Consider the following 25,317-nt stretch of genomic DNA (forward strand, 5'->3'; position numbering starts at 1 on the left):
CTGTTATAATGTGGTTATGACAAAATTTAAAATGATTAAAGAAAAGCTTCTTTCTTTTTTCAAATCAGAAAAAGAAGAAGTACCTTTCAAGAATCACACCAGTCAGGAAAGTGATAATGATTATCTGGCTGATGACTTAAGTGACTTTGAAACTGAAAAGACTGAGGAGCAGGCAGCTCCAACCTACCAACGTAGTAAAGGGTATCACGAAAAAGCAAAGAAGCAGCCAGCTTGGTTGCAAAAGCTTTCGCGTTTTATGCCGTCGCCTAAGAATCCTATTAGACGTTTCTGGCGTCGTTACCGAGTTGGAAAAATCTTACTCATTTTGGTTGGTATTGGTGTTTTAGCCATTGGCTCTTACCTTTTTGCCGTTGCCAAATCAACCAATGTCTCGGATTTGCAGGACGCATTGAAGGCGACAACTGTTATTTATGATAAAGATGACAATCAAGTTGGTTCGCTTTCAGGGCAAAAAGGGACTTACGTTGAGTTAAACGCTATTAGCGATAACATGAAAAATGCGGTAATTGCAACAGAAGACCGTTCATTTTACAAAAATGGTGGTATTAATTACTCTCGTTTCTTCTTAGCTTTGTTCACCATGGGACGTTTTGGTGGTGGGTCAACCATCACGCAACAATTGGCTAAAAATGCTTATCTAAGCCAAGAACAAACGGTCACTCGTAAAGCTAAAGAATTCTTCTTAGCGATTGAATTGACCAAAAAATACAGTAAAGATGATATCTTGACCATGTATTTGAACAATGCTTATTTTGGAAATTCGGTCTGGGGTGTCCAAGATGCCAGCCGCAAGTATTTCGGAACGGATGCTGCCAATCTGACTGTTGAACAATCAGCCATCTTAGCTGGTATGCTGAAAGGTCCTGAGATTTATAATCCTTATTATTCTGTGGAAAATGCGACGAACCGCCGTAACACAGTTCTAGGTGTTATGGTTGATGCTGGCAAAATCACGCAAGCTGAAGCTGACCAAGCTAAGCAAGTGAATATCGCTGATGAATTGAATGATACCTATACTGGAAATTCTGATGATTACCAATATGGTTCATACTTTGATGCGGTTATCCAAGAAGCTGAGAAAAAATACGGCTTGTCTGAAAATGATATCGTCAACAACGGCTATAAGATTTACACAGAATTAGACCAAAACTATCAAGCAAATATGCAGGCTGTTTTTGATAACACGGCTTATTTCCCAGTGTCTGATTATGACGGTCAAACAGCCCAAGGAGCTAGTGTTGCCATGGATCCGTCAACTGGTGCGGTTCGTGGTTTGGTCGGACGTGTCAGCCCAAGTTCAGCAACTTTCCGTAGCTTTAACTACGCGACACAAGCCTCACGAAGCCCTGGTTCAACCATTAAACCTCTAGTGGTTTACTCACCAGCTGTTGCTTCAGGTTATGCCATTACGACTGATTTACCAAATACACCTAGGGATTATGATGGCTATTCACCAACGAACTACGCTGGTATTGAAACAGCGGACCTTCCAATGTATCAAGCTTTGGCAAATTCATACAACATCCCAGCGGTTTACTTGCTTCATAAAATCGGTGTTAGCAAGGGAATGAGCTACGGTCAAAAATTTGGTCTTAACATGAAGAATGTTAAGGAAGAATTGGGTGTTGCCCTTGGTGGTGGTGTTACAACCAACCCACTTGAAATGGCTCAAGCTTACGCAACCTTTGCTAATGGCGGCGTGATGCCTAAAGGACATTTGATTACGAAAATTGAAAATGCCAGCGGTGATGTTATTGCAGAATTCAAGCCCTCAACCAAGCGCGTGATTAGCCAATCTGTAGCTAACAAAATGACCAGCATGATGCTTGGAACTTTCTCAAACGGTTCTGCGGTCAACGCCAATGCTTATGGTTACACAATCGCAGGTAAGACTGGGACAGTGGAAGCTAACTTCAATGCTGATTTGACCAGTGACCAGTGGGTTATCGGTTATACGCCAGACGTGGTTATCGCACAGTGGATTGGTTATGATTCGACAGATGAAAATCACTACCTGACTGATGCAAGTTCTGGTACAGCGTCGACAATCTTTAGCGCAGTAGCCAGCAGCATTTTGCCATACACTGCAGGAACAGAATTTACCGTTGAAAATGCTTATAGCCAAAATGGTTACGACTTGGTTTACAGCGCTAATGGTCAAACAGCCACAAGCCAATCATCAAGCTCTGATAACATCCTTGATAAGGTTCAAGAATCAGCTCAAGATGCCGGAGATAAGATTGGCCGTGCGGTTAAAGATGCTTGGGATAACTTCTCAAGTTGGTTCAACAAGCAGACTAACTAAGTCACTTGCCAAGTAGGAAAAAACATGATAAAATAAGGTCTCGGAGGAATTATGGCACAGAAAAAAGCAAGTTTAGCTTGTACAGAATGTGGAAGCCGTAACTACTCTATCGGAGTTAGTAGCAACCCCAAACCTGTACGACTAGAAGTTAATAAATATTGTAAACATTGTAAAAAATACACGCTACACAAAGAAACACGATAATTTGTAGCGGTCATTCTCAGCTTTAGAGTAATGAGCGAGATGATAGAATAAGGAGGAGTCGCCTGTGGCATTCATTAAGGGAGTTTTTACGATTTTAAGTGAAACAACTTGGCCAGATCGTAAACAACGTTGGAAAGATTATATCTCTGTACTTGAATATACAGCATTCTTTACCATTGTTATTTTCATTTTCGATAAATTGCTCTCACTGGGAGTGATGGATTTGTTAAATCGATTCTAAGACATAAGCTGGGTTTTGCCCAGCTTTTTTGTGTGCACATTTGGCAGTAATTCGTTGACAGCGCTAGCGATTTTTCCTATAATAAAATAAAGAAAAACACCCAAGGAGCCTTTAAGGGGCTTTTTTATAATGGAGGAAATTATGTTAGATTCTTTTGATAAAGGTTGGTTTGTGCTACAAACTTACTCTGGTTACGAAAACAAAGTAAAAGAAACTCTTTTGCAACGTGCACAAACTTACAACATGTTGGACAACATCTTGCGTGTTGAAATCCCAACACAAACTGTTAACGTTGAAAAGAACGGTAAAATCAAAGAAGTTGAAGAAAATCGCTTCCCTGGTTATGTTTTGGTTGAAATGGTTATGACAGACGAAGCTTGGTTCGTTGTTCGTAACACTCCAAACGTTACTGGTTTCGTTGGTTCACACGGTAACCGTTCAAAACCAACTCCACTTTTGGAAGAAGAAATCCGTTCAATCCTTATCTCAATGGGTCAAACTGTTGATGTTGTTGATACAAACATTAAAGCTGGTGATGTGGTTCAAATCATCGACGGTGCTTTTGCTGGTCAAGAAGGACGTGTTGTAGAAATCGAAAACAACAAAGTTAAATTGATGATTAACATGTTTGGTACTGAAACACAAGCTGAATTGGAACTTTACCAAATCGCTGAATTGTAATATCAAAAAGCTGAGCTCTTTTAAGAGTTCAGTTTTTTAGTTATTTTTGCTTTTTAAGACTAGTAAAAGTTACGGATAATGTTTATGATAAATAATTTATAATTTAACTTGACATTATATATATATATATAATGTATGGGAATTATTGCTTAGAAAATACTATAGTCTGGAGATGTTGTATTGTGAAAAAAAGCAGCGGAATGCTTGGAAAATTAGGAGGATTACTTGGAGGAGTATCTTCAATAGATTTTGCTGGAGATATTATAAAAGAAGCTGCACCTATGATTGAAAAAAGCTTAGATAGAAGATATGAGAAAAAACAAAGTCTTGTACAGCTACCCAACGTTATTGATATTGATGTAGATAAAGCAAGTAGCATTATAGAAGACACTGGTTTTAAAGTAGTTACACTTCAAGCCAAGCCAAACGTCAGATACGCCAATAATAAAAATAATGAGGTTGTGATGACAGAACCTAAAGCTGGGCCTGTTGACCCTGGTTCGCTTGTTAAAGTTTATTATGTTACCGAAGAAGTCATCAAAGAAAGTAATAAATTGAAGTTAGAACAAGCTGTAAAAGTAGAGGACTTACTGAATACAGCACAAGCTGTAAAAAAAGCAGCAACTTCTACTTTCATGTCATACATTAACAAAGAAGATTTATAATATTTTAATGATTTCTTACCGTATACGTATCCTTTAGAAATTTAAATTTTAGCGAGAACAATTTAGTTCTTGCTTTTTTTAATCCCTATGAAATTTTCTAGTATCTAATGTTTACGTCTGTGGCGTCGTGTCTCGATTTCTTCTAGGTAACCTGCGGTCATGATGCTGACAGGCAGTGCGATGATAGCAACGCCAAGGATTGACGAAATCATGGTGATTAATTTTCCGATGGCAGAGACAGCGTAAATATCTCCGTAGCCAACGGTTGTCAGAGAAATAGTTGCCCAGTAAAGGGCGTCAAAGAAATTATTAAAAGTTGTTGGCTCAACATTGAAAATGACGAGAGCTGAGATGAAAATATAAATGACAACTAAAGCACCAACAATTAACAAAGACTCTTTTTGCTTTTTAAGAACATGAATGAGCATGTTGATGCTTCTAGAATAACGAAAGAGTTTGAATACACGAACCGTACGAATCATACGTACGATTTTGAATAATCGGAAAGTATTATTCCAAAATAGCAGAGAAGACAAAATCGCAACAAGGTCTGTAATAGCAAGGAAAGTAAAAGGATATTTGATGAAAGAAATTTTTCCTTGCTTGAGTTTAAAGTCTGCAGTCATAAGACGTAGCACATAATCGATGATGAAAATAAGAGTGGTTACATTTTCCAGAACCGCATAAAAAGTTGAATGTGTTTTGATGGTTAAAGGAAGCAGGCTCGCAATAATAACAATGACCATGAAAATGTCATAAATCTTTTCAACGGTGGTGACGTTTTTGGTTGGTTCAATGATGTCGTAAATTTTCTTTCTCATATTAGCTCCTTTAGCTTGTTAGAACTATTATAACATAGCAAAAACCATCTAAATCACTCACTTTTTGATATAATAATTTACAAAATTAAAGAACGGAGGAAAGAAATGTCAGTTGGTTTAGTATTAGAAGGTGGCGGCATGCGTGGGCTGTTTACGGCTGGTGTTCTAGATGCTTTTTTAGATGCTGGTATTGAAGTAGATGGTATTGTGTCAGTGTCTGCTGGAGCACTTTTTGGAGTGAACTTCTTGTCGAAACAAAAAGGTCGTGCCCTTCGTTATAATAAAAAATATGCCTCATATCCTGAGTATATGGGACTTCGTTCTTGGCTAAAAACTGGAAATGTGGTCAATAAAGATTTCACTTATTATAAAGTTCCGATGGAGTTGGACATTTTTGATGAAAAGACTTTTGAAGAATCAGGAGTTCCCTTTTATGCAACAGTGACTAACTTGGCAACTGGGAAACCAGAATACCACAAAGTTGATAATGTCTTTGAACAAATGGAGTTGCTTCGAGCAAGTTCTGCTCTGCCGTTGGCTTCAAAAATTGTAGAGTGGAATGGCAATAAATACCTTGACGGTGGCTTGTCAGATAGCATCCCAGTTGATTTTGCTAAAAGTCTTGGTTTCGACAAAATTATTGTTGTTTTGACACGCCCGATTGATTACCGTAAAAAACCAAGCAGCGGTCGTCTTTACAAACTCTTTTACAGAAGATATCCAAAATTTGTTGAAGTGGCTTCAAAACGTTATGAACATTACAATGCGACGGTTGAGCACATTATTGATTTGGAAAAGAATGGTGAACTCTTTGCCATTCGCCCAAGCCAAAATCTCGAAATTGGACGACTCGAAACTAATCCAGAAAAATTTGAAGAAATCTATCAAATCGGCTTAGCAGACGCCAAAGATGATATGGCAAAATTGAAGGAATACCTAGCAAAATGATAAAGTCAGATTTGTTTTGGTGTCAAACCAAGCTTATCGGCACATAAAAGGCATGAAATCCCCGTGATTTCGCCTTTTTTCTTTATTCTTTTCGTGGTATAATAGTAACCAATACTAAGAACATGGAGAAAAAACATGGCAACTTATAATCATAAAGAGATTGAGAAAAAATGGCAGGCTTTTTGGGCTGATAACCATACTTTCAAAACAGGGACTGATGCTGACAAACCAAACTTCTATGCGTTAGATATGTTCCCTTACCCATCTGGTGCTGGTCTTCACGTAGGACACCCAGAAGGATATACTGCGACAGATATTCTTAGCCGTTTCAAACGTGCTCAAGGTTACAACGTGCTTCACCCAATGGGTTGGGATGCATTTGGTCTTCCAGCAGAACAATACGCAATGGATACTGGTAATGACCCAGCTGAATTCACAGCTAAAAACATTGCTAACTTCAAACGTCAAATCAACTCACTTGGTTTCTCATATGACTGGGATCGTGAAGTAAACACAACTGACCCTAACTACTACAAATGGACTCAGTGGATTTTCACAAAATTGTACGAAAAAGGTTTGGCATACGAAGCTGAAGTGCCAGTTAACTGGGTTGAAGAATTAGGTACAGCTATCGCCAACGAAGAAGTGCTTCCTGACGGAACTTCAGAACGTGGTGGTTACCCAGTTGTCCGTAAACCAATGCGTCAATGGATGCTTAAAATCACAGCTTACGCAGAACGTTTGCTTAACGACTTGGATGACCTTGATTGGCCAGAATCAATCAAAGACATGCAACGTAACTGGATTGGTAAATCAACTGGTGCTAACGTTACTTTCAAAGTTAAAGACACTGACAAAGATTTCACAGTATTTACAACTCGTCCAGATACACTATTTGGTGCAACTTACGCTGTTTTGGCTCCAGAACACCCACTTGTTGAAGCTATTACAACACCAGAACAAGCACAAGCTGTTGCGGATTACAAACACCAAGCAAGTCTTAAATCTGACCTAGCTCGTACAGACCTTGCTAAAGAAAAAACTGGTGTTTGGACTGGTAGCTACGCTATTAACCCAGTAAATGGTAAAGAAATGCCAATCTGGATTGCTGACTATGTTCTTGTAAGCTACGGAACTGGTGCTATCATGGCTGTTCCTGCCCACGATACACGTGACTGGGAATTTGCAAAACAATTTAACCTAGAAATCATTCCAGTTCTTGAAGGTGGAAATGTTGAAGAAGAAGCTTACACAGAAGATGGACTTCACATCAACTCTGGCTTCCTAGATGGTCTTGATAAAGCGCAAGCTATTGACAAAATGGTCGAATGGCTTGAAGCAGAAGGTGTTGGTAACAAGAAAGTAACTTACCGTCTTCGTGACTGGCTCTTCTCACGTCAACGTTATTGGGGTGAACCAATCCCAATCATCCACTGGGAAGATGGTACAACAACAGCTGTTCCAGAAGATCAACTTCCACTTGTATTGCCAGTAACAAAAGATATCAAACCTTCAGGTACAGGTGAATCACCACTTGCTAACTTGACTGATTGGCTTGAAGTGACTCGTGAAGACGGTGTTAAAGGTCGTCGCGAAACAAATACAATGCCACAATGGGCTGGTTCAAGCTGGTACTTCCTACGCTACATCGATCCACACAACGATGAAAAATTGGCTGATGAAGACCTTCTTAAAGCTTGGTTGCCAGTTGATATCTACATCGGTGGTGCTGAGCACGCTGTGCTTCACTTGCTTTACGCTCGTTTCTGGCACAAATTCCTTTATGATTTAGGTGTTGTTCCAACGAAAGAACCATTCCAAAAACTCTTCAACCAAGGTATGATTTTGGGAACAAGCTACCGCGATCACCGTGGTGCCCTTGTTGCAACTGATAAAGTTGAAAAACGTGATGGTTCATTCTTCAACATCGAAACTGGTGAAGAACTTGAACAAGCGCCAGCGAAAATGTCTAAATCACTTAAAAACGTTGTTAACCCAGATGATGTGGTTGAACGTTACGGTGCTGATACACTTCGTGTATACGAAATGTTCATGGGACCACTTGATGCTTCAATCGCTTGGTCTGAAGAAGGTCTTGAAGGTTCACGTAAATTCCTCGACCGCGTATACCGCTTGTTGACAACAAAAGAAGTTGTTGCAGAAAACAACGGCAACTTGGATAAAGTTTATAACGAAACTGTCAAAGCTGTCACTGAACAACTTGAAGCAATGAAATTCAACACAGCTATCGCACAATTGATGGTATTTGTTAACGCAGCAAATAAAGAAGACAAACTCTTTGCTGATTACGCTAAAGGATTTGTACAATTGTTAGCTCCATTTGCACCACACCTTTCTGAAGAATTGTGGCAAGAATTGACACATTCAGGTGAATCAATTTCATACGTTGCATGGCCAACATGGGACGAATCAAAACTCGTTGAAAACGACGTTGAAATTGTTATCCAAATCAAAGGTAAAGTTCGTGCAAAACTTGTTGTACCAAAAGACTCAAGCCGTGAAGAACTTGAAAAACTTGCTCTTGCAAACGAAAAAATTCAAGCTGAAATCGCTGGTAAAGACATTATCAAAGTGATTGCGGTACCTAATAAACTTGTAAATATCGTTGTGAAATAAGTTTATCGATAAATTTAACTCCTGTCCGTTTGGACAGGAGTTTTTTTGTAGTAAAAATAGTATTTAGTAAAACCTTGGTAAAATAAACAAGTAAACGTTTACAAAGAAATTTATGAAGAGTAAAATAAAGGTAAGACCTAAGAAAGAGGATGACAAAATGAAAGTAACACAAGAAATCATTGCAACTATTGATGGTAAAAATGTTGAAAAATATTCTATTATTAATGACAAGGATGTTCAGGTTAGTCTGCTAACTTTGGGAGCAACTTGGCAAGAATTTTTGGTGCCAGATGGAAAAGGGGAACACAAAAATATCATCATTGGTTTTGATGATCCTGCTGAATATGGCAAAAATACTTTGTGCGCTGGACAATCTATTGGTCGTGTTGCTGGACGCATTAATCATGGTCAGTTTAAACTTGATGGAAAGCTCATGCAACTTCCGCAAAATGAAAAAGGGAACACTCTTCACGGTGGTCCAAAAGGTTTTCACAAACACATTTGGCAAGCAAGTGTTGAAAATGATATTGACAAAGCCACTGTTGTCATGACTTACAATGCCAAAGAAAGTGTTGATGGTTTCCCTGGTGATATGCTTGTCACAGTGCGCTTTACCCTAGATAATAAAAATCGCTTTACGATTCAATACACTGGTAAAAATGGTGGTCAAGCAACGCTCTTTAATCCAACGAATCATGTGTACTTTAACCTTGGAGAAAGACAAGATTTGACAAAACATGTCTTTACTTTGGCAGCGGACCATTATTTGGAAACGCGTGATGACCTAATTCCAACAGGAAAACTCATTGACGTTTCTGAAACAGCTTATGATTTTAGAGCTGGCCGAAATCTTGGAGATGCCATTAAGGCGACAGGCGGATTTGACGATGCCTTTTTAGTCCCAGCTTCACTTGATGCACCTTGTGGTGAGTTAAAAGATGAAGAAAGTGGCGATGCTGTTAAACTTTATTCAGACCGTAGTGCTTGGGTTGCTTACAGTATGGTTGGCATTCCTGATGGCATCTACCCAGCGCGTGATAAGGGTAAAATGGCAAAAGAATTTGAAGCGATAGCTCTTGAAGCTCAATTCTTACCTGATGCGATTAATCATGATGGTTTTGGCGATATTGTCTTGCAAGCTAATGAAGAAAAGACTTACACCATTGCTTTTGAGTACTATAAAGACAATTAAAATCAGCACCCTTTTGGGTGCTGATTTGCTTTAAAGGTTGATATTATTTAGAAAGTCATGGCGATTTTGTGCTGTGCTGTTATCAATATTTCCCATATTATGCCAAGTGATATGCTTAATGCCGAGTTGTTTTAAGGTAGCGTTGATGAAAACGCGCTTGATGGCATCGCCACAAAAAAGTCTTAAGTACCAAGTTGGTGAAGTAGATGTGGTGAGGATTGTGACTTTTTCGATGTGGGTCAAATGCCCAATAAGACCAGTTTTTCCGACCTCGTAGGCAAATTTCTTTTTCATGACTTTATCGATAAAGCCTTTGATGATTGCAGGTGTGTCATTCCACCAAATAGGAAAGATGAAAATGACGTGATTAGTAGAGGTTAAAAATTTTTGGTACTGTTCGACAAGCGGGTCAGTGGTTTTCCCATCCTTAAATAAAGCCAGTTCTTCACTGGTGTAGGCTGGATTGAAATGGTCTTTGTATAAGTCGACGAGGTTGAATCTTTCTTGACTTTGCATCAAAGTTTCTTCGACATTTTCTAAGATTGCATGATTGAAACTTTTGTCATAAGGGTGCGCGTAAATAATGAGTGTATCCATTGTAACCTCCATGAACAATTTTTTCACCTACATTCTAGCACAATAGCTTCAAAAAAGAGAGTAGAAACTGTCTCTTGTCAAACTGACAAGATATTTCTTAGGGAATTTTGATGTGGCAAGCTTTAATTATGATAAAATAAATTTATCCAAAACATTATTGTTTACATCTCCATTGGCACTGGGGACAGTGCCGATTTTGTTGAGATAGGCTAAGCATTTTGTTTTGAGATGGTGATACTATAATATGTTTTTAGTGGTTCTCTTTTTGTGTTGATTTAACTGTGATGGGTTTGAATTGACACTGTGACAATCTTTATATTAAAAGCTAATGTTGCTGGAAGGAAGAAATGTGATACAATAGTATTAATCCTTTAAAACTTTTCTTTTTTTTCAATAACTATCAAAGCGTGCTATATTAGCACGCTTTTTTGTATCTAAAATAATAAAAACTAAAGAATTATTTAACAAAAGTGTGATAATCATGAGCAACTTTTAACTATCAAAGTAAATTTTTATGATATAATAGTATCCTATAGTTTTTGAAAAAAAGTGAAAGTGATAGAAGATTTAGAAGTGTTGAGTTCAATGTGACTTTATCTTCTTCAAATGGGAAAAAGGACCTAATATGAAAAAGATTAAACTTATTCTTGCTACCTTAATGGCAGCTCTTTTTATTGGTGGGAAAGCTCTAGCTTACGATATCACCGTTACTAATGGTGGTTCAGGAACTTATGAAACCTACCAAATCTTCACTGGTGATTTGTCATCGGATGAAACAACTCTTTCCAATATCAAATGGGGAGATGGGATTACACCAGCTGGTCAAGCAGCTCTTCAAGCAAAATATGGCGTGAGTTCTGCCGCAGAAGTAGCTGAAAAACTTGATGCCAATAAAGAAAATTCTGGCTACGCAGAAGAATTTGCTAAAGTAGCAGCTCAATACCTTCAAAATGCAGCTGGTCTAACTGGTCATACGGCTGGTTATTACCTTGTCCAAAATAAGACAGTTGGAAGTAATGAAGCTTACACGAACTACATCTTGGAAGTCGTCAAAGATGTTAAGGTAACCCCAAAAACATCAATTCCAAGTGTTACTAAAAAAGTTAAAGAAACTAATGACACAACTGGTACTGTTAGTGACTGGCAAGATTATGCTGACTATGATGTGAAAGATAAAATTCCCTTTCAATTGACAGCGACTCTGCCAGATAACCTAGACTCTTATGAGAGCTACTATTTTGAGTTAGCAGATAAATTGTCACCAGGATTGACTTACAATGGTGATGCAACGGTTTATCTTGTTAATGGAAAAAATCAAATAGATGTTACAAAATACTTTAAACTCGATGGCTTAAATTTTAAAATTGATAATTTAAAATCGCTTAGTAAGCTTACGTCATCATCAAAAATCGTAATTGAATATAATGCAACTCTTAATGAAAATGCTGTTATGGGTTCAGCTGGTAACACAGGTAGCGTTGAGTTGATTTATTCAAACAACCCTAATAATACTGGTGTCGGAGCAAGTACAGGTAAAACTCCTGAGAAAGTTGTCAAAGTCTACACCTACGAAGCAATCTTTGAAGAAGTTGATAAAAACAAAGAAAGTTTGAAAGGTGCTGAATTTACGCTTTACAAAGTCGTCAAAGACGGCGACACTTATAAAAAAGTAGAAGTTGATAAAAAAACAGTTGGTGAAACAGAAAAATTCTCTTTCAAAGGACTTGATGCTGGTAAATACATCCTTGAAGAAACCAAAACACCAGATGGTTACAATACTATTAAACCAATTGAATTCAAAGTTGTGGCTAATTATGATAAAAAATTAGATACGCCTACAGAACTTTCAGGTGAATCAAAAGATGCAAGCTTTGAGTCAAACCTTGATGCAGGGTCACTGACCGCTGAAATCATTAGCCGTAAAGGATCTCTTCTTCCATCAACTGGTGGTATGGGAACAACAATCCTTTATCTTGTAGGCTCAATCCTTGTTCTTGTCGCAGTTGTTCTATTAATTACGAAAAAACGTATGGAAAGAAATTAATATAAAAATATCCCCACACTAGTCTAGTGTGGGGTTTTGCTTTGCCTTTGTTTTACAAACAAAAAAACCTTGCAATAGCAAGGTTTCAGGGATGTGGGAAAATCCTCCCTATAGGGCTCGAACCTATGACCCATGGATTAAGAGTCCACTGCTCTACCAACTGAGCTAAGGAAGGATAATAAGCTGTATTGGCACCGTGATCCACGCTTTGTATTGAACCCGCGATCTTAAAGCAGGTGGGCAACTCGCTTCTCCTTAGTCGCTTCCGCGTGTGACGGCTTGCATACTGGAGAAAGACTACTGTTTCCCGAAATACAAAAATTTAGTCGGTCAACACATTGATGTGAATTCGTATGCCACAGCAATAACCTATGTAATTATGATACCACTTTAAAAAATTTTTTCAAGGGATAAACTGAAATTTTAGAAAGCGTTTTTTGAAAAAGCTCAAGAAAACTTACAGAAAGTAGGTCGTAATTATTTTGATAAATGATCGATGCGTTCTTTATTGGCACCGAGGGCACGCTCGTATTTTCCTGTTTGGTTGGGGTCAAAATAATTTTTACCGACCAATTTATCTGGAAGGTATTGTTGTTTCACCCATTTTTCAGGATAGTTGTGAGGGTATTTGTAATCTTGGGCGTTACCAAGTTCTTTGCTACCAGCATAGTGACCATCACGTAAATGGCGTGGGATTGGTAGTGAGCCGTTTTTGTGCAAATCAGCGATAGCTTCGTCGATAGCTGTGTAGGCTGAATTTGATTTTGGTGATAAGGCTAGGTCAATCACGACGTTAGCAATCAAGATGCGGGCTTCAGGAAAACCGATTTTTTGAGCGGCATCAAGTGCTGTAACGGTATGAATCTGGGCATCTGGATTGGCAAGACCAATGTCTTCATACGCGATGACAGTCAGTCTTCTGGCAAGGCTTGGTAAATCTCCAGCTTCAATCAAGCGAGCTGCGTAATGCAGGCTAGCATTGACGTCAGAACCACGGATGGATTTTTGGAGGGCTGAGAGCACATCGTAGTGTCCATCGCCGTTTTTATCCATGGTAATGTAGCTGCGCTGCAAGCTATTTTCAACAGTGTCAAGGTTAATGTGGCGAATACCTTTGTCATCAGCCTTGGTTGACATGACTGCTAAATCTAGCGAGTTAAAGGCAGAGCGCAAATCACCGTTGGTAGCTGTTGCGATGAAATCAAGAGCATCCGTATCAATATCGACATCAAATTCAAAGCCGCGCTCTTTATCTGATAATGCAGTTTGAAGAGCTTTTTTGATATCGTCGGTCGATAAGGGTTCTAATTCAAAAATTTGCACGCGTGAGCGAATGGCAGGTGTCACTGAGAAAAATGGATTTTCTGTGGTTGCCCCAATCATGATGATATTTCCATTTTCAAGTAGGGGTAAGAGAAAGTCTTGTTTGGTTTTATCGAGACGATGAATTTCATCAAGGAGTAAAACCAGACCACCAGAAAATTTGGCTTCTTCAGCGATTTCTTGCAGGCGCTTTTTACTGTCGGTTGTGGCATTGAAGGTACGAAAGGCGTACTTGGTTGCTCCGGCAATAGCGCTAGCTATTGAGGTCTTCCCGATGCCGGGAGGACCGTAGAGAATCATGGACGAGAGCATGTTGGCTTCGACCATGCGGCGAATGATTTTTCCTTCGCCTACCAGATGCTTTTGCCCGATAACTTGATCGATGTTTTTTGGGCGCATCCGTAAAGCGAGATTATTTGGCATGTATTTCCTCCAAGTAATAACTGTATATGAGGTCATCGACGTAAGTGCCGTTTAGGTAGAATTGATTTTTAAGAGTAGCTTCCAGAGTGAAGCCGATATTTTCATAGAAACGGCAGGCATTTTTATTTGATGATAGCACGTGGATAACAACTTTTTTGTAATTATCAGATTTGGCCATGGCAAAGAAAGCTCGGATGAGTGAGTGTCCGATACCTTGACCTTGGGTGTCTTTGTCGACTGCGATAATGAAACTTACCACGTGACGTGCGCTGGGGAAAGGATAGCAGGCATGATAATCAAGAACTCCCAAAATAACCCCGTTTTCTTCGGCAACGAGATAATGCGAATGATTCTGAAAGGCTTGAATGATTTTATGTTTATTTGCGGCTGGTAAGCTAGCAGGTGTATTGAAGTTGTCCCAAGTTTTATTTTCCATGGCAACGACTTGTTCAATGTCTTCTAGCTTCATTGGTCGTATTTGCATGTCATTTCCCCTTAAGTATGATAAAATAATTGTAACACAAAAGAAGATTGGAAGAAATTTTTAATGGCTAAATTTGGCTTTTTATCAGTATTAGAAGAAGAAATGGATAAGCACTTCACCTTTGATTATGCCATCGATTGGAATAAGAAAAATCATGCGGTGGAAGTGACTTTTATTTTGGAAGCGCAGAACCAAGCTGCTGTTGAAACCGTGGATGACCAAGGTGAGGTTAGCAGTGAGGATATCGTTTTTGAAGATTACGTGCTATTTTACAACCAAGCAAAATCTAAAGTTGACCATGATGACTACTTGGTGACTGTTCCTTTTGATGCGAAAAAAGGATTCTCTCGCGAATTTTTAGCGTATTTTGCAGAAACATTAAACGATGTTGCAACTAAAGGTCTTGATGATTTGATGGACTTTTTAGCCGATGAAAATGCAACTGACTTTGCTCTTGAATGGGATGCTGAGAGCTTTGAAAAAGGCAAAGCAGAGTTAAAAGAAACAGAATTCTTTGCATATCCGAGATATTAAGATGGTAAAAAGAGGTAAAAATATAAATATGTTTCTGATGGATGGTGAAGTCACTGGTAAGATTAAGTGTACTTTATCCAACTGGACAGGCGTGATTTATAAAATTCCTAGAATTCAGTTAGGTGATTTAAAATCAAGACCTGAGATGAAACAAAGTGGTGTTTATTTTTTACTCGGTCGTGATGATGCTAATCAGCAGGATACAGTTTATATTGGTCAAGCAACGAGCCGAAAGAATGGTGAAGGTGTTTTGTTACGTGTTCAAGAGCATACTAGGGATAATCATGCTGATTATTTCAATGATGTCATTGTATTAACAACGCAAAATAATTCCTTTGGGCCGACTGAAATCAGTTATTTGGAAAACAGATTTACTCAGCTAGCAAACGAAGCAAATCGTTTTGTTGTTCGAAATGGTAACGAACCAAATTCTGGCAATGTAACTGAAGAAAAGCAATCTGAACTGGATGAGGTTGTTGAGAATACAAAAACAATAATTGGAACCCTTGGTTATCGAGTATTTGTTCCTATGATTAACGGTGACAATTCTGTTGATGAAGAGCCAATTGAGGCTGAAACTGTTCTTACTCTTAAACGTAACATTAAGCGATCAAACCGTGAAATTATTGCAACTTGTCGACAGACAGCAGAGGGATTTGTTGTTCTTGAAGGCAGTATGATTGAACTTACAGATGGTAAAGGAATTCCAAAATCTATTCGTGACTTGCGACAAGAGTTACTGAAAGAGGGAATTATCAAGGATGGTATCCTCAAGAAAAATCGATTTTTCAATAGTCCATCTTATGCAGCATCTTTTGTTTTAGGTATGCCTACAAACGGTCGTACTGATTGGAAGGATTCAAATGGATGTACTTTGAAAGAGAGAGAAGAAAATTTATAATAATATGTAAATGTTCAGGTGTTTTATTGTGGATAAATGGAGTTAATAGCTTCGCCTGAAATAAATTAGATAGAAAGGAAAAGGTTCGGTTAGTATTTTAACTGAACCCGCCCGAAACAAAATAGAAAAGGAGTGTAAGGATAAGTGTTCAGCTTTGAACACGGACGGAAAACTCGGAAAAAAGATAAGTTTGACTAGTGTCTGTCGACACGTCATCAAGCTTCCTATTTTTCAGTCGTTTTCTAGTCGTCCTTTGTATCAGAATTATGGACAAGTGGCAAGAGTTGACTGTTGAGGTCTTGCGTGATGCAGAAGAGGCTGCGTCAAATATTTTGATTGAATTGGGTAGTCAAGGGGTTGCTATCGATGATAGTGCTGATTATCTTGGACATGTTGGGAAATACGGTGAAGTTTTCCCAGAAATTAAACAAGTGGAAACTGTGAAAATTACGGCTTACTACCCTGAACACATTGACATTGAAGAAGTTGAAAAAGAAGCGTCTAAACGTTTGGCTGAATTGACAAATTTTGGAGTTGACGCTGGTGAGATTCACTATGAGACACAAGAATTGGCTGAGCAAGATTGGGCTGAAAATTGGAAGAAATATTATGAGCCAACACGCATTAGCCATGATTTGACAATTGTTCCAAGTTGGACAGATTATGAAGCTAGTGAAGGTGAAAAGACGATTCGTCTTGACCCAGGTATGGCTTTTGGTACAGGAACTCACCCAACGACAAAAATGAGTCTTTTTGCGCTTGAACAAGTGCTTCGTGGTGGCGAAACAGTGATTGATGTGGGGACTGGTTCAGGTGTACTTTCAATTGCAAGTTCACTTCTTGGGGCAAAAGATATCTACGCTTATGACCTTGATGAAGTAGCTGTGCGCGTGGCACAAGAAAATATTGACCTTAATGCCAACACTGAAAATATCCATGTGGCTACTGGTAACCTTTTGCAAGGTGTGGACATTCAAGCTGATGTCATTGTGGCAAATATCCTTGCGGATATCTTGGTTAACATGACTGAAGATGCTTACCGTCTTGTGAAAGATGAAGGCTACCTTATCATGTCAGGAATTATCTCTGATAAATGGGAAATGGTTCGCAAGTCAGCTGAAGACGCAGGATTCTTCCTTGAAACACACATGGTTCAAGGCGAATGGAATGCTTGTGTTTTCAAAAAAACAGATGATATTTCAGGTGTAATTGGAGGATAAATGCAACAATATTTTGTAGCTGGACAGGCTCAAGATGTGGTGACAATCACAGATAAAGACACGGTTAAACACATGTTTAACGTCATGCGTTTGACTGAAGATGAAGAAGTGGTGCTAGTTTTTGATGATCACATCAAACGTTTGGCAAAGGTTATCGACAGCACTGAGCATCGTTTTGAAATCATTGAAGAACTTGATAGCAATGTTGAAATGCCAGTTGAAGTGACGATTGCTGCTGGTTTTCCAAAAGGGGATAAGTTAGAATTTCTAGCTCAAAAAGGTACTGAGCTTGGGATGGCAAACCTCTGGGCGTTTCCAGCGGATTGGTCTGTCGTCAAATGGGATGGCAAGAAATTAGCTAAAAAAGCAGACAAGTTGGCAAAAATTGCCCTTGGTGCTGCGGAGCAAAGTAAACGTAATCGCATTCCGCAGGTGACTCTTTTTGAGAAAAAAGCAGCCTTTCTAGCAGAATTAGAGCAGTTCGATAAGATTTTCATCGCTTATGAAGAATCTGCTAAAGAAGGTGAGACAGCTGTTTTAGCGCGTGAATTGTCACAAGTTAAAGCAGGAGAGAAAATTCTTTTCATCTTCGGACCAGAAGGTGGGATTTCCCCAGAAGAAATTGCAGCGTTCGAGGAAAAAGGTGGTCTGAAAATTGGCTTAGGTCCGCGTATCATGCGTGCAGAGACAGCACCGCTTTATGCTTTATCAAGCGTCAGCTATGCTTTGGAATTATTAAAATAAGAGTGAGATTTTTCTCGCTCTTATTTTATTTTTTAATTGACAGCGCTTTAAAAAATTCTTATCCTATAGATAACGATTTCAAGATGAGGATACAAAATGACAACGATAAAGGATGTAGCAAAACTTGCTGGTGTCTCTACCTCAACAGCCTCAAGGGCTTTGCATGATAGTGACATGATTAGCAAAGCAACCAAGGAACGCGTTCGACGTGCCATGGAAGAATTAGATTATTCACCAAATTATTCTGCGCAAAATTTGGTGAACCGCACGACTAACACCATTGGGATTGTTCTGCCAGTTCGTGAGAGTCAAGATTCTCTTGGCAATAACCCCTTTTTCATGCAAATTATTCAAGGTATTTCAAGTGTTTGTAGTGAGCATGATTATATGGTTAGCTTGGCAAGTGGGCGTACGGTAGATGAGCTACGCAAAAATTGTCAGGCACTGATTCGCAGCGGCAATATTAGCAAATTTATCTTTTTGTATTCGCACAAAGATGACCCTGTTTTTGATTTTGTCAAAAAACAGAAAAAAGTCTCTTGTGTAGTTGTCGGAAGTTCTTATGAAAAGCTTGCTCCAAAATCTGTTCAATTTGTGGATAATGATAACTACCAAGCAGGACGAGATGTTGCTGAATTTATGGTGAGTAAAGGTTTTGAACACCTTGTCTTTGCCTACACTGACATGAATGAATTGGTGCAGACTGAGCGTTATCAAGGTTGTTGTGAGTATCTGCAAGAGCATCAAAAAGACAGTTTGTCTCTTCATTTTTCAAGGGTCAAAGAAGATGAGAACATTCTTAAGTTGCAGCAGTTCTTAGCTGAGCACCCAAAAACGCAAGCCTTTATTGCTTGTGATGACATCATGGCTATCCGTTTGCAACGCTTGTTTAAAAATAGCAAACAAGAAAAGTCTTATGCCGTGATCAGCTTTAATAATTCTTTGATTACAGAAATTGCTAATCCCGCTTTAACATCGGTTGATATTTTTCCTTATCAGCTTGGTGAAAAAGCAGCGCAATTACTTTTGGAAAAATCAAGAAAAAGCACAAGCCAGAAAGTCATCATTCCTCATCAAATCATTGAAAGAGAATCAACGATTGCATTTTAATTAAAAAAATAAAAGAGTAAAGAAAGCTTTGTTTCATTGGTAAAGCATCTCTTTGCTCTTTTTTTGTTTTAAATTTTTTATCGAAAACGCTTTACAAAATAAAAATACGTGCTATAATAAAATCATCAAAAGCAGCGCAAACGTTTGCGTAAATTATTCAACTCAAAAATCGTTTGTTTTATACAAATCAAGTAATATTAGTGACGTTCTTACTTGATTTGTAGAGCAAATGGTTTCCGAGAAAAAGTTTTAAGGAGTCGTTTCATGAAGAAGGCATTTAAAAAATTGACCAGCTTCGAATTTTGGCAAAAATTCGGTAAATGCTTGATGGTTGTTATTGCCGTTATGCCGGCAGCCGGTTTGATGGTTAGTATTGGTAACTCACTCCCGCTAATCAATGCTGACTCAGCTGTACTTGCTACTGTTGGTAATGTTATCGCACAAATTGGTTGGGGGATTATCAATAACCTTCACATTTTGTTCGCTCTAGCTATTGGTGGTAGCTGGGCAAAAGAACGTGCTGGTGGTGCATTTGCCGCTGGTATCGCATTTATTCTTATCAACTTGATCACTGGTCACGTTTACGGTGTATCACTTGATATGATTGCTGATAGTAAAAGTGTTGTTCACAATGTTCTCGGTGGCAAGATGCTTGTCTCTGACTACTTTGTCAATGTGCTTGGTCAACCAGCGCTTAACATGGGTGTCTTTGTAGGTATTATCTCAGGTTTTGTTGGGGCAACAGCTTACAATAAATACTATAACTACCGCAAATTGCCTGATGTTCTTTCATTCTTCAATGGTAAACGTTTCGTACCATTCGTTGTTATTTACCGTTCAGTTCTTGTTGCTTTGTTTATGTCACTTGTTTGGCCAATCATTCAATCAGGAATCAACGGATTTGGTATGTGGATTGCATCATCACAAGATTCTGCTCCATTCTTAGCGCCTTTCTTGTATGGTACTTTGGAACGTTTGCTTCTTCCATTTGGTCTTCACCACATGATTACTATCCCAATGAACTACACTTCACTTGGTGGTACTTATGAAATCTTGACTGGTGCTCAAAAAGGTACTGAAGTCTTTGGTCAAGACCCACTTTGGTTAGCATGGGTAACAGACCTTATCAATCTTAAAGGTTCAAATCCTTCAGATTACCATCACCTTATGGCAACTGTAACACCTGCCCGCTTCAAAGTCGGACAAATGATTGGTGCAACTGGTACACTTATGGGGCTTAGCCTTGCCATGTACCGTAACGTTGACCCAGACAAGAAGAAAAAATACACTGCGATGTTTATCTCAACAGCAGCTGCTACATTCTTGACAGGTGTTACTGAACCAATCGAATACATGTTTATGTTTGTCGCAATGCCACTTTATGTTGTATACGCACTTGTACAAGGGGTGACATTTGCTCTTGCTGATTTAGTTAACCTTCGTCTCCATTCATTTGGTAATATCGAACTTTTGACACGTACACCAATGGCTCTTAAAGCAGGTCTTGGTGGAGACTTAATTAACTTTGTTATCTGCTGTATCTTATCAGGTGTTGTGATGTACTTCATCGCAGACTTTATGATTAAGAAATTTAACTTTGCCACTCCAGGTCGTAACGGTAACTATGACGACATGGATGATGACACTGCTGCATCAACAACTGGTGCGACAGTATCTGCAAATTCTCAAATCGTTCAAATCATTAATCTCCTTGGTGGACGCGATAACATTGAAGATGTTGATGCTTGTATGACACGACTTCGTGTAACTGTCAAAGATGTCGCACGAGTTGGTGATGAAGAAACTTGGAAAAAAGCTGGTGCTATGGGTCTCATTATCAAAGGCTCAGGTGTTCAAGCTGTTTATGGACCAAAAGCAGATATCTTGAAATCTGATATTCAAGACCTTCTTGATTCTGGTGCTGAAATTCCAACAATCGACTTAGCAGAAGTTAAAGGTAATGATGTTACAAAAGTCTCATATAAAGGTGTCACAGAAGATGTCCTATCAATCGCAGATGGTGAAGTAAAACCAATCACAGCTGTTAAAGATCCCGTATTTTCAGCTAAAATGATGGGTGATGGCTTCGCTGTTGAACCAGAAAATGGTAATGTTTATGCACCTGTGTCAGGTCTTGTCACAAGTGTCTTCCCGACTAAACATGCCTTTGGATTATTGACTGATAGTGGTCTTGAAGTTCTTGTTCACATCGGACTTGATACTGTTGCTCTTAACGGTGTGCCATTCTCTGTTAAAGTAGCAGAAGGTCAACGTGTTCAAGCAGGTGATCTTTTGGTGGTAGCTGACTTGGCAGCTATCAGTTCAGCAGGACGTGAAACAACAATCATTGTTGCCTTCACAAACACAGCAGAAATTAAAGCAGTCAATTTAACACAAACAGGAAAAGTTTCTGCTAAAACACCTGTTGCAAAAGTAGAACTTTAAGCTTATATTACTAATAGTGATAAAGAGATTTGGGTTAAAACTAAATAGAAGGGAGTCCGGGGTAGACATCTCGGACTCTCCTTTAACTTGAGGAGAAAGGACATGGCAAAATTTTTAACACTTAATACGCATTCTTGGTTAGAGGCAAATTCGTTAAAAAAATTATTCGATTTGGCAGAAAATATTTACATTGAGAATTATGATGTCATTTGTCTTCAAGAAATTAACCAAGACATTCGAGGCTTAGCTGCAAAAGATGTGGAAGGGTATGAAAAATTACCTGGTAGCCCCGAATTACACCGTGATAATTATGCTCTTCAATTGGTCAATTACCTCAGAAGCCAAGGAAGACATTATTATTGGTCTTGGGCTTATAACCATATTGGATATGATAAGTACAATGAAGGTGTTGTGATTTTATCGAAAAATCCAATTAAGGTAAAAGATATTCTTGTCTCAGCGGTGGATGATGAGCATGATTATCATACTAGACGTGTCCTAGCGGCTGAGACTGAAGTTGATGGCAAACCAGTTACCGTGGTAAGCCTTCATATGTCTTGGTTCGGTAAAGGATTTGAAAGTGAATGGGCAAAGTTAGAAAAAGCGCTCAGCGATTTTCCTAGACCCCTTGTCCTTATGGGAGATTTCAACAATCCTACCGATACGGCTGGCTATGACATGATTTTAAACAGCCCGCTTGAGTTGCAAGATAGTCACAAAGTGGCTAAATCCATTCAAGGTGATCACACCATTATCGAAGATATTGATGGCTGGGAAGGCAATAAACAGTCACTCAAGGTTGATCACGTTTTTACAAGTAAAGAAATTGAGATTCAATCCTCAACCGTTGTCTTTGATGGCGGTGAATCTCCAATCGTCAGTGACCATTTTGGTCTTGCTGTCGAACTTAACTACTAATTAATTCTACCTCCTAATTATTTGTTTGTTTTTTAAAGCGCCCTTGTCCCGGGGCGCTTTTGATGTGTAAAAAAAAAACACCTTGGTAAAAGGCGTTTTAAAATATAAACAAATCTAAAATTAGTTATTTACTATAATTTGATTTTAGAAATATTGCGAGCTTTGCTCTCGATAGAGTGATACTTTCCACCGTGGTGAAAGTGGCTGAAATAATGATAGATCAGCCGCCGGGAAGTTTTGAGACTTTAGGCTCAAAACTTAGGCATGGAATTTCGAAGGAATTCGCTGCCGACCATACCACCTAAGGGAAGTATCAGAAAAAAGATTTTGTTATATATTTTTATTCCACAATTGGGCTTTTGAGGTAAGCGTCAACGAGGCGTTCTGTTGCTTGAACAGAGTCAATGTGTGTGCGTTCGTATGAGTGACTTGATTCGATACCAGCTCCAAATAGGGCATGTTTGACTTCGGCACCTGCACGAAGGGCAGCAGAGGCATCACTACCATAGTATGGGTAGATGTCTAATTTGTATGGGATTTTATTTTCTTCAGCTAGGGCAACAAGGTGTTGGCGGAGTTCGTAGTTATAAGGTCCAGAACCGTCTTTGACACAGATTGATACGCTGTATTCGTCAGTTTGTTGGTCATCACCCATAGCCCCCATATCAACTGAAAGGTATTCGACTGTTGCAGCTGGAATGCTTGAGTTAGCACCGTGACCGAGTTCTTCGAAAGCTGAGAAGTAGAAGTGAGTTGTGTATGGCAAAGTGATATTTTGAGCTTTGTATTCTTTGAGCAATTCAATGAGAATGGCTGCTGATACTTTGTCATCCAAGTGACGTGATTTGATGAAACCTGATTCGGTAACAACCACGCGTGGGTCAAATGAGATAAAGTCCCCAACTTCGATACCAAGAGCGCGTGTTTCTTTTTCGTTGGTTACTTTTTCGTCCAGACGAACTTCCATGTTAGCTTGATTGCGTTCAGCAGTTCCAGCATCTTTGTAGACATGAACAGAAGTTTGGTGCATAAGGATTGTACCACTAATTTTTTTACCATTTTTGGCAACGTGGATAGTACAATTTTCACCTTCGATAGCGTTGTAGACAAAGCCACCGATAAGGTCCATTTTAAGGCGGCCATCTGGTTTGACAGCACGAACCATCGCACCGAGGGTATCAAGGTGAGCTGTGACCACTCGGTGTTTGCTGTCATCTTTACCAGTGACAGTGACCATAACGCCACCTTTATTTGTGCGGACAGGAGCGTAGCCAAAGCTTTCAAGCTCAGCAATCACGTAATTCATAATGTGGCTTGTGTAGCCAGTAGGTGAAGGGATATTTGCAAGTTTTGTAATGTAATCAACTGTTGTTTTCATTGTCTCTCCAATACAATCTAGTCATTTGTCGGACATTTCCGACAGTCTAATGTCATTATAACATTTATTTGCGACTTTGTTTCTGAAAAGGCTTTAAAAATTGCTTAGCCTGCTGTGAAAATATGGAAATTATCGACAATAATCTCTGCCAAACGTTCAATATCAGCACTTGTGCCTCGAAGTTCAAAATCACCAAGCATTGGAAAACCAAAGCGCTTAGCGTACTGCTTAGCTGTCAGGCAATACTGCTCGTTGAAGTTGCGGTTGCCTGAGCCGATAATACCAAAACAATGTTTGTCATTATCGTGGGCAGCAATGAAATCACCAAGTGGGGTTGTCAAAATCTCAACATCACCCGAATCAACGCCATTGCCACCTTCTAGGTAGGTTGGCAGAATTGCCACAAAAGGTGAGGCAACGGGAAAGGTTTCGTGGTTAAGGTCCTTGATATTGATGGCTTTACTAGAGAGTTGATAATGGTTCTGAAGATATTCTCCTAAACGTTTCACAAAGCTCTGGACATTGCCACTTAAGCTAATGTAGACGATGGTTAGTGTTTTTTCTGTCATAAGACACCTCATGTGAATAGTGTTTTTAGTCAATTTACCATAATGAAAGGGCAGAGACAAATGATTAGCTTGGAGAAATTAGTTGGATTTCAAATGTGATTTTTTAAAAAAGTTTGTTCTTTTAAAATAAAAGACTAGACTTATAAAAATACCTGTGATATACTTTTGGTAAAGATGTTGGGGAGTGAAAACATCTTTAGCTAATATTTATATTCAAAAAGGGAGAATGCCCATGTCAAAAGCATTAATTATTTGTGTTGCTGGAATGTCATCATCACTTATGGCTCAAAAAACAACAGAATTCTTCAAAAATCAAGGTAAAGATATTACTGTTGAAGCGATTAGCTCTAACGAAGGTGAGCGCGTGATTACGGATGCTACTTATGATTTGTATCTTGTTAGCCCGCAAGCAACTATGTACTACAACCAATTTGCGACTGCTGGTGAAAAATCAGGACGACCAGTCGTTAAAGTGCCACCACAAGCTTATGTTCCAATTCCAATGGGAGTTGAAAAAATGGCTAACTTAATTTTAGAAAGCATTTAATGAGGGATTGCAAGATATGACAGAAGAAGAATTACAACTTGCCGCTTTTGAGATTATTTTACACAGTGGAACAGCTAGAACTTACGTTCATGAAGCTTTTGATGCCATGAAAGAAAGTAAGTTTGAAGTGGTGGAAGAAAAATTAGCTGCTGCTGACGAAGAATTATTACAGGCTCACCATGCCCAAACAGATTTGCTACAGAAATATGCAAGCGGTACCGAAATTAAAATTGAAATTATCATGGTACATGCCCAGGACCATTTGATGACGACAATGACTTTGAAAGAAGTTGCTATCGAGATGATGGGAATGTATCAAAGATTTGCACTTAAATAACTGAAATCAGATGAGCGAGTGACAAACT

The 25,317-nt window shown here is 38.9% G+C and carries 24 protein-coding genes, 1 tRNA gene and 1 other RNA gene; 18 read left to right on the forward strand and 8 right to left on the reverse strand.

The window, feature by feature from the left end:
• Positions 1 to 16: 16 nt before the first annotated feature.
• The 5 genes from pbp2a to GPZ88_RS05285 all read left to right on the forward strand — a co-directional run bounded on the left by pbp2a (position 17) and on the right by GPZ88_RS05285 (position 4,117).
• Positions 17 to 2,326 carry a penicillin-binding protein PBP2A gene (gene pbp2a, locus GPZ88_RS05265; protein WP_166043637.1) on the forward strand — a complete coding sequence of 770 codons (2,310 nt, stop codon included), beginning with the start codon at positions 17 to 19 and terminating at the stop codon, positions 2,324 to 2,326.
• 51 nt (positions 2,327 to 2,377) lie between these two features.
• The gene (gene rpmG / locus GPZ88_RS05270; protein ID WP_003067827.1) at positions 2,378 to 2,530 is read left to right on the forward strand and encodes a 50S ribosomal protein L33; all 153 of its coding nucleotides are present in this window, start codon (positions 2,378 to 2,380) and stop codon (positions 2,528 to 2,530) included.
• 64 nt (positions 2,531 to 2,594) lie between these two features.
• Complete coding sequence (secE, locus tag GPZ88_RS05275) at positions 2,595 to 2,771, forward strand: preprotein translocase subunit SecE (RefSeq protein WP_020916021.1); 177 nt, start codon at positions 2,595 to 2,597, stop codon at positions 2,769 to 2,771.
• Positions 2,772 to 2,912: 141 nt separating this feature from the next.
• Positions 2,913 to 3,452, forward strand: coding sequence for a transcription termination/antitermination protein NusG (nusG, locus tag GPZ88_RS05280; RefSeq protein WP_021141477.1), 540 nt, complete (start codon positions 2,913 to 2,915; stop codon positions 3,450 to 3,452).
• Between the two features lie 182 nt (positions 3,453 to 3,634).
• The gene (locus GPZ88_RS05285) at positions 3,635 to 4,117 is read left to right on the forward strand and encodes a PASTA domain-containing protein (RefSeq protein WP_052068163.1); all 483 of its coding nucleotides are present in this window, start codon (positions 3,635 to 3,637) and stop codon (positions 4,115 to 4,117) included.
• Positions 4,118 to 4,221: 104 nt separating this feature from the next.
• On the opposite strand, the gene GPZ88_RS05290 is transcribed toward GPZ88_RS05285, so the two are convergent.
• Entirely contained in the window at positions 4,222 to 4,938 is a 717-nt protein-coding gene (locus GPZ88_RS05290) for an ion transporter (protein ID WP_074483960.1), read from the reverse strand.
• Between the two features lie 105 nt (positions 4,939 to 5,043).
• On the opposite strand from GPZ88_RS05290, the gene GPZ88_RS05295 reads away from it, so the two are divergent.
• The 3 genes from GPZ88_RS05295 (at position 5,044) to GPZ88_RS05305 (ending at position 9,715) form a co-directional block, all read left to right on the forward strand.
• Entirely contained in the window at positions 5,044 to 5,886 is an 843-nt protein-coding gene (locus GPZ88_RS05295) for a patatin-like phospholipase family protein (protein WP_166043639.1), read from the forward strand.
• Between the two features lie 135 nt (positions 5,887 to 6,021).
• Positions 6,022 to 8,523 carry a leucine--tRNA ligase gene (leuS, locus tag GPZ88_RS05300; protein ID WP_166043641.1) on the forward strand — a complete coding sequence of 834 codons (2,502 nt, stop codon included), beginning with the start codon at positions 6,022 to 6,024 and terminating at the stop codon, positions 8,521 to 8,523.
• A gap of 157 nt (positions 8,524 to 8,680) precedes the next feature.
• Positions 8,681 to 9,715, forward strand: a complete 1,035-nt coding sequence (locus GPZ88_RS05305) for an aldose epimerase family protein (protein ID WP_039697462.1) — start codon at positions 8,681 to 8,683, stop codon at positions 9,713 to 9,715.
• 30 nt (positions 9,716 to 9,745) lie between these two features.
• On the opposite strand, the gene GPZ88_RS05310 is transcribed toward GPZ88_RS05305, so the two are convergent.
• Positions 9,746 to 10,312, reverse strand: coding sequence for an NAD(P)H-dependent oxidoreductase (locus GPZ88_RS05310; protein WP_039697464.1), 567 nt, complete (start codon positions 10,310 to 10,312; stop codon positions 9,746 to 9,748).
• A gap of 625 nt (positions 10,313 to 10,937) precedes the next feature.
• Here GPZ88_RS05310 and GPZ88_RS05315 point away from each other — a divergent pair.
• Positions 10,938 to 12,356 carry an isopeptide-forming domain-containing fimbrial protein gene (locus tag GPZ88_RS05315; RefSeq protein ID WP_166043643.1) on the forward strand — a complete coding sequence of 473 codons (1,419 nt, stop codon included), beginning with the start codon at positions 10,938 to 10,940 and terminating at the stop codon, positions 12,354 to 12,356.
• 102 nt (positions 12,357 to 12,458) lie between these two features.
• Here the strand turns inward: GPZ88_RS05315 and GPZ88_RS05320 are convergent.
• The 4 genes from GPZ88_RS05320 to GPZ88_RS05335 form a co-directional block, all read right to left on the reverse strand.
• Positions 12,459 to 12,531, reverse strand: a tRNA-Lys gene (locus GPZ88_RS05320).
• Position 12,532: 1 nt separating this feature from the next.
• A non-coding RNA gene (gene ssrS / locus GPZ88_RS05325) (6S RNA) lies at positions 12,533 to 12,724 on the reverse strand.
• Positions 12,725 to 12,833: 109 nt separating this feature from the next.
• Complete coding sequence (locus GPZ88_RS05330; protein ID WP_166043645.1) at positions 12,834 to 14,102, reverse strand: replication-associated recombination protein A; 1,269 nt, start codon at positions 14,100 to 14,102, stop codon at positions 12,834 to 12,836.
• Positions 14,092 to 14,586, reverse strand: a complete 495-nt coding sequence (locus GPZ88_RS05335) for a GNAT family N-acetyltransferase (protein WP_158914733.1) — start codon at positions 14,584 to 14,586, stop codon at positions 14,092 to 14,094. Before GPZ88_RS05335 ends, GPZ88_RS05330 begins: the two co-directional genes overlap by 11 nt.
• Positions 14,587 to 14,649: 63 nt before the next feature.
• Here GPZ88_RS05335 and GPZ88_RS05340 point away from each other — a divergent pair, with 63 nt between their 5' ends.
• The 7 genes from GPZ88_RS05340 to GPZ88_RS05370 all read left to right on the forward strand — a co-directional run bounded on the left by GPZ88_RS05340 (position 14,650) and on the right by GPZ88_RS05370 (position 22,458).
• A complete protein-coding gene (locus GPZ88_RS05340) occupies positions 14,650 to 15,120 on the forward strand; it encodes a DUF3013 family protein (protein ID WP_003067791.1) in 471 nt (156 codons plus the stop codon).
• Between the two features lies 1 nt (position 15,121).
• Positions 15,122 to 16,021 carry a GIY-YIG nuclease family protein gene (locus GPZ88_RS05345; RefSeq protein ID WP_166043646.1) on the forward strand — a complete coding sequence of 300 codons (900 nt, stop codon included), beginning with the start codon at positions 15,122 to 15,124 and terminating at the stop codon, positions 16,019 to 16,021.
• Between the two features lie 266 nt (positions 16,022 to 16,287).
• The gene (prmA, locus tag GPZ88_RS05350; RefSeq protein ID WP_166043647.1) at positions 16,288 to 17,241 is read left to right on the forward strand and encodes a 50S ribosomal protein L11 methyltransferase; all 954 of its coding nucleotides are present in this window, start codon (positions 16,288 to 16,290) and stop codon (positions 17,239 to 17,241) included.
• Complete coding sequence (locus GPZ88_RS05355) at positions 17,242 to 17,985, forward strand: 16S rRNA (uracil(1498)-N(3))-methyltransferase (RefSeq protein WP_166043649.1); 744 nt, start codon at positions 17,242 to 17,244, stop codon at positions 17,983 to 17,985.
• A 96-nt stretch (positions 17,986 to 18,081) separates the two neighbouring features.
• Positions 18,082 to 19,095 (forward strand): LacI family DNA-binding transcriptional regulator, encoded by a 1,014-nt coding sequence (locus GPZ88_RS05360; RefSeq protein WP_166043651.1) that lies wholly within the window; start codon positions 18,082 to 18,084, stop codon positions 19,093 to 19,095.
• A 264-nt stretch (positions 19,096 to 19,359) separates the two neighbouring features.
• Positions 19,360 to 21,540 (forward strand): PTS transporter subunit IIBC, encoded by a 2,181-nt coding sequence (locus GPZ88_RS05365; protein ID WP_166043654.1) that lies wholly within the window; start codon positions 19,360 to 19,362, stop codon positions 21,538 to 21,540.
• 102 nt (positions 21,541 to 21,642) lie between these two features.
• Positions 21,643 to 22,458: an endonuclease/exonuclease/phosphatase family protein gene (locus GPZ88_RS05370; RefSeq protein ID WP_238385879.1), complete on the forward strand. Its 816-nt coding sequence runs from the start codon at positions 21,643 to 21,645 to the stop codon at positions 22,456 to 22,458.
• A 340-nt stretch (positions 22,459 to 22,798) separates the two neighbouring features.
• Here the strand turns inward: GPZ88_RS05370 and GPZ88_RS05375 are convergent, their stop codons facing one another.
• Both GPZ88_RS05375 and nrdI read right to left on the reverse strand, forming a co-directional pair.
• The gene (locus tag GPZ88_RS05375; protein ID WP_158914744.1) at positions 22,799 to 23,836 is read right to left on the reverse strand and encodes a M42 family metallopeptidase; all 1,038 of its coding nucleotides are present in this window, start codon (positions 23,834 to 23,836) and stop codon (positions 22,799 to 22,801) included.
• A 104-nt stretch (positions 23,837 to 23,940) separates the two neighbouring features.
• Positions 23,941 to 24,405 (reverse strand): class Ib ribonucleoside-diphosphate reductase assembly flavoprotein NrdI, encoded by a 465-nt coding sequence (nrdI, locus tag GPZ88_RS05380; RefSeq protein ID WP_158914746.1) that lies wholly within the window; start codon positions 24,403 to 24,405, stop codon positions 23,941 to 23,943.
• 232 nt (positions 24,406 to 24,637) lie between these two features.
• Here nrdI and GPZ88_RS05385 point away from each other — a divergent pair, with 232 nt between their 5' ends.
• Positions 24,638 to 24,952 (forward strand): PTS cellobiose transporter subunit IIB, encoded by a 315-nt coding sequence (locus GPZ88_RS05385; protein WP_074561193.1) that lies wholly within the window; start codon positions 24,638 to 24,640, stop codon positions 24,950 to 24,952.
• A gap of 16 nt (positions 24,953 to 24,968) precedes the next feature.
• Positions 24,969 to 25,289, forward strand: coding sequence for a PTS cellobiose transporter subunit IIA (locus GPZ88_RS05390; protein ID WP_014334244.1), 321 nt, complete (start codon positions 24,969 to 24,971; stop codon positions 25,287 to 25,289).
• Positions 25,290 to 25,317: the final 28 nt, after the last annotated feature.

Source organism: Streptococcus ruminicola (assembly GCF_011387195.1).
In the GTDB taxonomy this organism is placed as follows: Bacteria; Bacillota; Bacilli; order Lactobacillales; family Streptococcaceae; genus Streptococcus; species Streptococcus ruminicola.

Coding starts and splice junctions, on each gene's coding strand:
- pbp2a (WP_166043637.1), top strand. CDS start 17: ATGACAAAATTTAAAATGATTAAAGAAAAGCTTCTTTCTTTTTTCAAA.
- rpmG (WP_003067827.1), top strand. CDS start 2,378: ATGGCACAGAAAAAAGCAAGTTTAGCTTGTACAGAATGTGGAAGCCGT.
- nusG (WP_021141477.1), top strand. CDS start 2,913: ATGTTAGATTCTTTTGATAAAGGTTGGTTTGTGCTACAAACTTACTCT.
- GPZ88_RS05290 (WP_074483960.1), bottom strand. CDS start 4,938: ATGAGAAAGAAAATTTACGACATCATTGAACCAACCAAAAACGTCACC.
- GPZ88_RS05295 (WP_166043639.1), top strand. CDS start 5,044: ATGTCAGTTGGTTTAGTATTAGAAGGTGGCGGCATGCGTGGGCTGTTT.
- leuS (WP_166043641.1), top strand. CDS start 6,022: ATGGCAACTTATAATCATAAAGAGATTGAGAAAAAATGGCAGGCTTTT.
- GPZ88_RS05305 (WP_039697462.1), top strand. CDS start 8,681: ATGAAAGTAACACAAGAAATCATTGCAACTATTGATGGTAAAAATGTT.
- GPZ88_RS05310 (WP_039697464.1), bottom strand. CDS start 10,312: ATGGATACACTCATTATTTACGCGCACCCTTATGACAAAAGTTTCAAT.
- GPZ88_RS05315 (WP_166043643.1), top strand. CDS start 10,938: ATGAAAAAGATTAAACTTATTCTTGCTACCTTAATGGCAGCTCTTTTT.
- GPZ88_RS05330 (WP_166043645.1), bottom strand. CDS start 14,102: ATGCCAAATAATCTCGCTTTACGGATGCGCCCAAAAAACATCGATCAA.
- GPZ88_RS05335 (WP_158914733.1), bottom strand. CDS start 14,586: ATGCAAATACGACCAATGAAGCTAGAAGACATTGAACAAGTCGTTGCC.
- GPZ88_RS05340 (WP_003067791.1), top strand. CDS start 14,650: ATGGCTAAATTTGGCTTTTTATCAGTATTAGAAGAAGAAATGGATAAG.
- GPZ88_RS05345 (WP_166043646.1), top strand. CDS start 15,122: ATGGTAAAAAGAGGTAAAAATATAAATATGTTTCTGATGGATGGTGAA.
- prmA (WP_166043647.1), top strand. CDS start 16,288: ATGGACAAGTGGCAAGAGTTGACTGTTGAGGTCTTGCGTGATGCAGAA.
- GPZ88_RS05355 (WP_166043649.1), top strand. CDS start 17,242: ATGCAACAATATTTTGTAGCTGGACAGGCTCAAGATGTGGTGACAATC.
- GPZ88_RS05360 (WP_166043651.1), top strand. CDS start 18,082: ATGACAACGATAAAGGATGTAGCAAAACTTGCTGGTGTCTCTACCTCA.
- GPZ88_RS05365 (WP_166043654.1), top strand. CDS start 19,360: ATGAAGAAGGCATTTAAAAAATTGACCAGCTTCGAATTTTGGCAAAAA.
- GPZ88_RS05370 (WP_238385879.1), top strand. CDS start 21,643: ATGGCAAAATTTTTAACACTTAATACGCATTCTTGGTTAGAGGCAAAT.
- GPZ88_RS05375 (WP_158914744.1), bottom strand. CDS start 23,836: ATGAAAACAACAGTTGATTACATTACAAAACTTGCAAATATCCCTTCA.
- nrdI (WP_158914746.1), bottom strand. CDS start 24,405: ATGACAGAAAAAACACTAACCATCGTCTACATTAGCTTAAGTGGCAAT.
- GPZ88_RS05385 (WP_074561193.1), top strand. CDS start 24,638: ATGTCAAAAGCATTAATTATTTGTGTTGCTGGAATGTCATCATCACTT.
- GPZ88_RS05390 (WP_014334244.1), top strand. CDS start 24,969: ATGACAGAAGAAGAATTACAACTTGCCGCTTTTGAGATTATTTTACAC.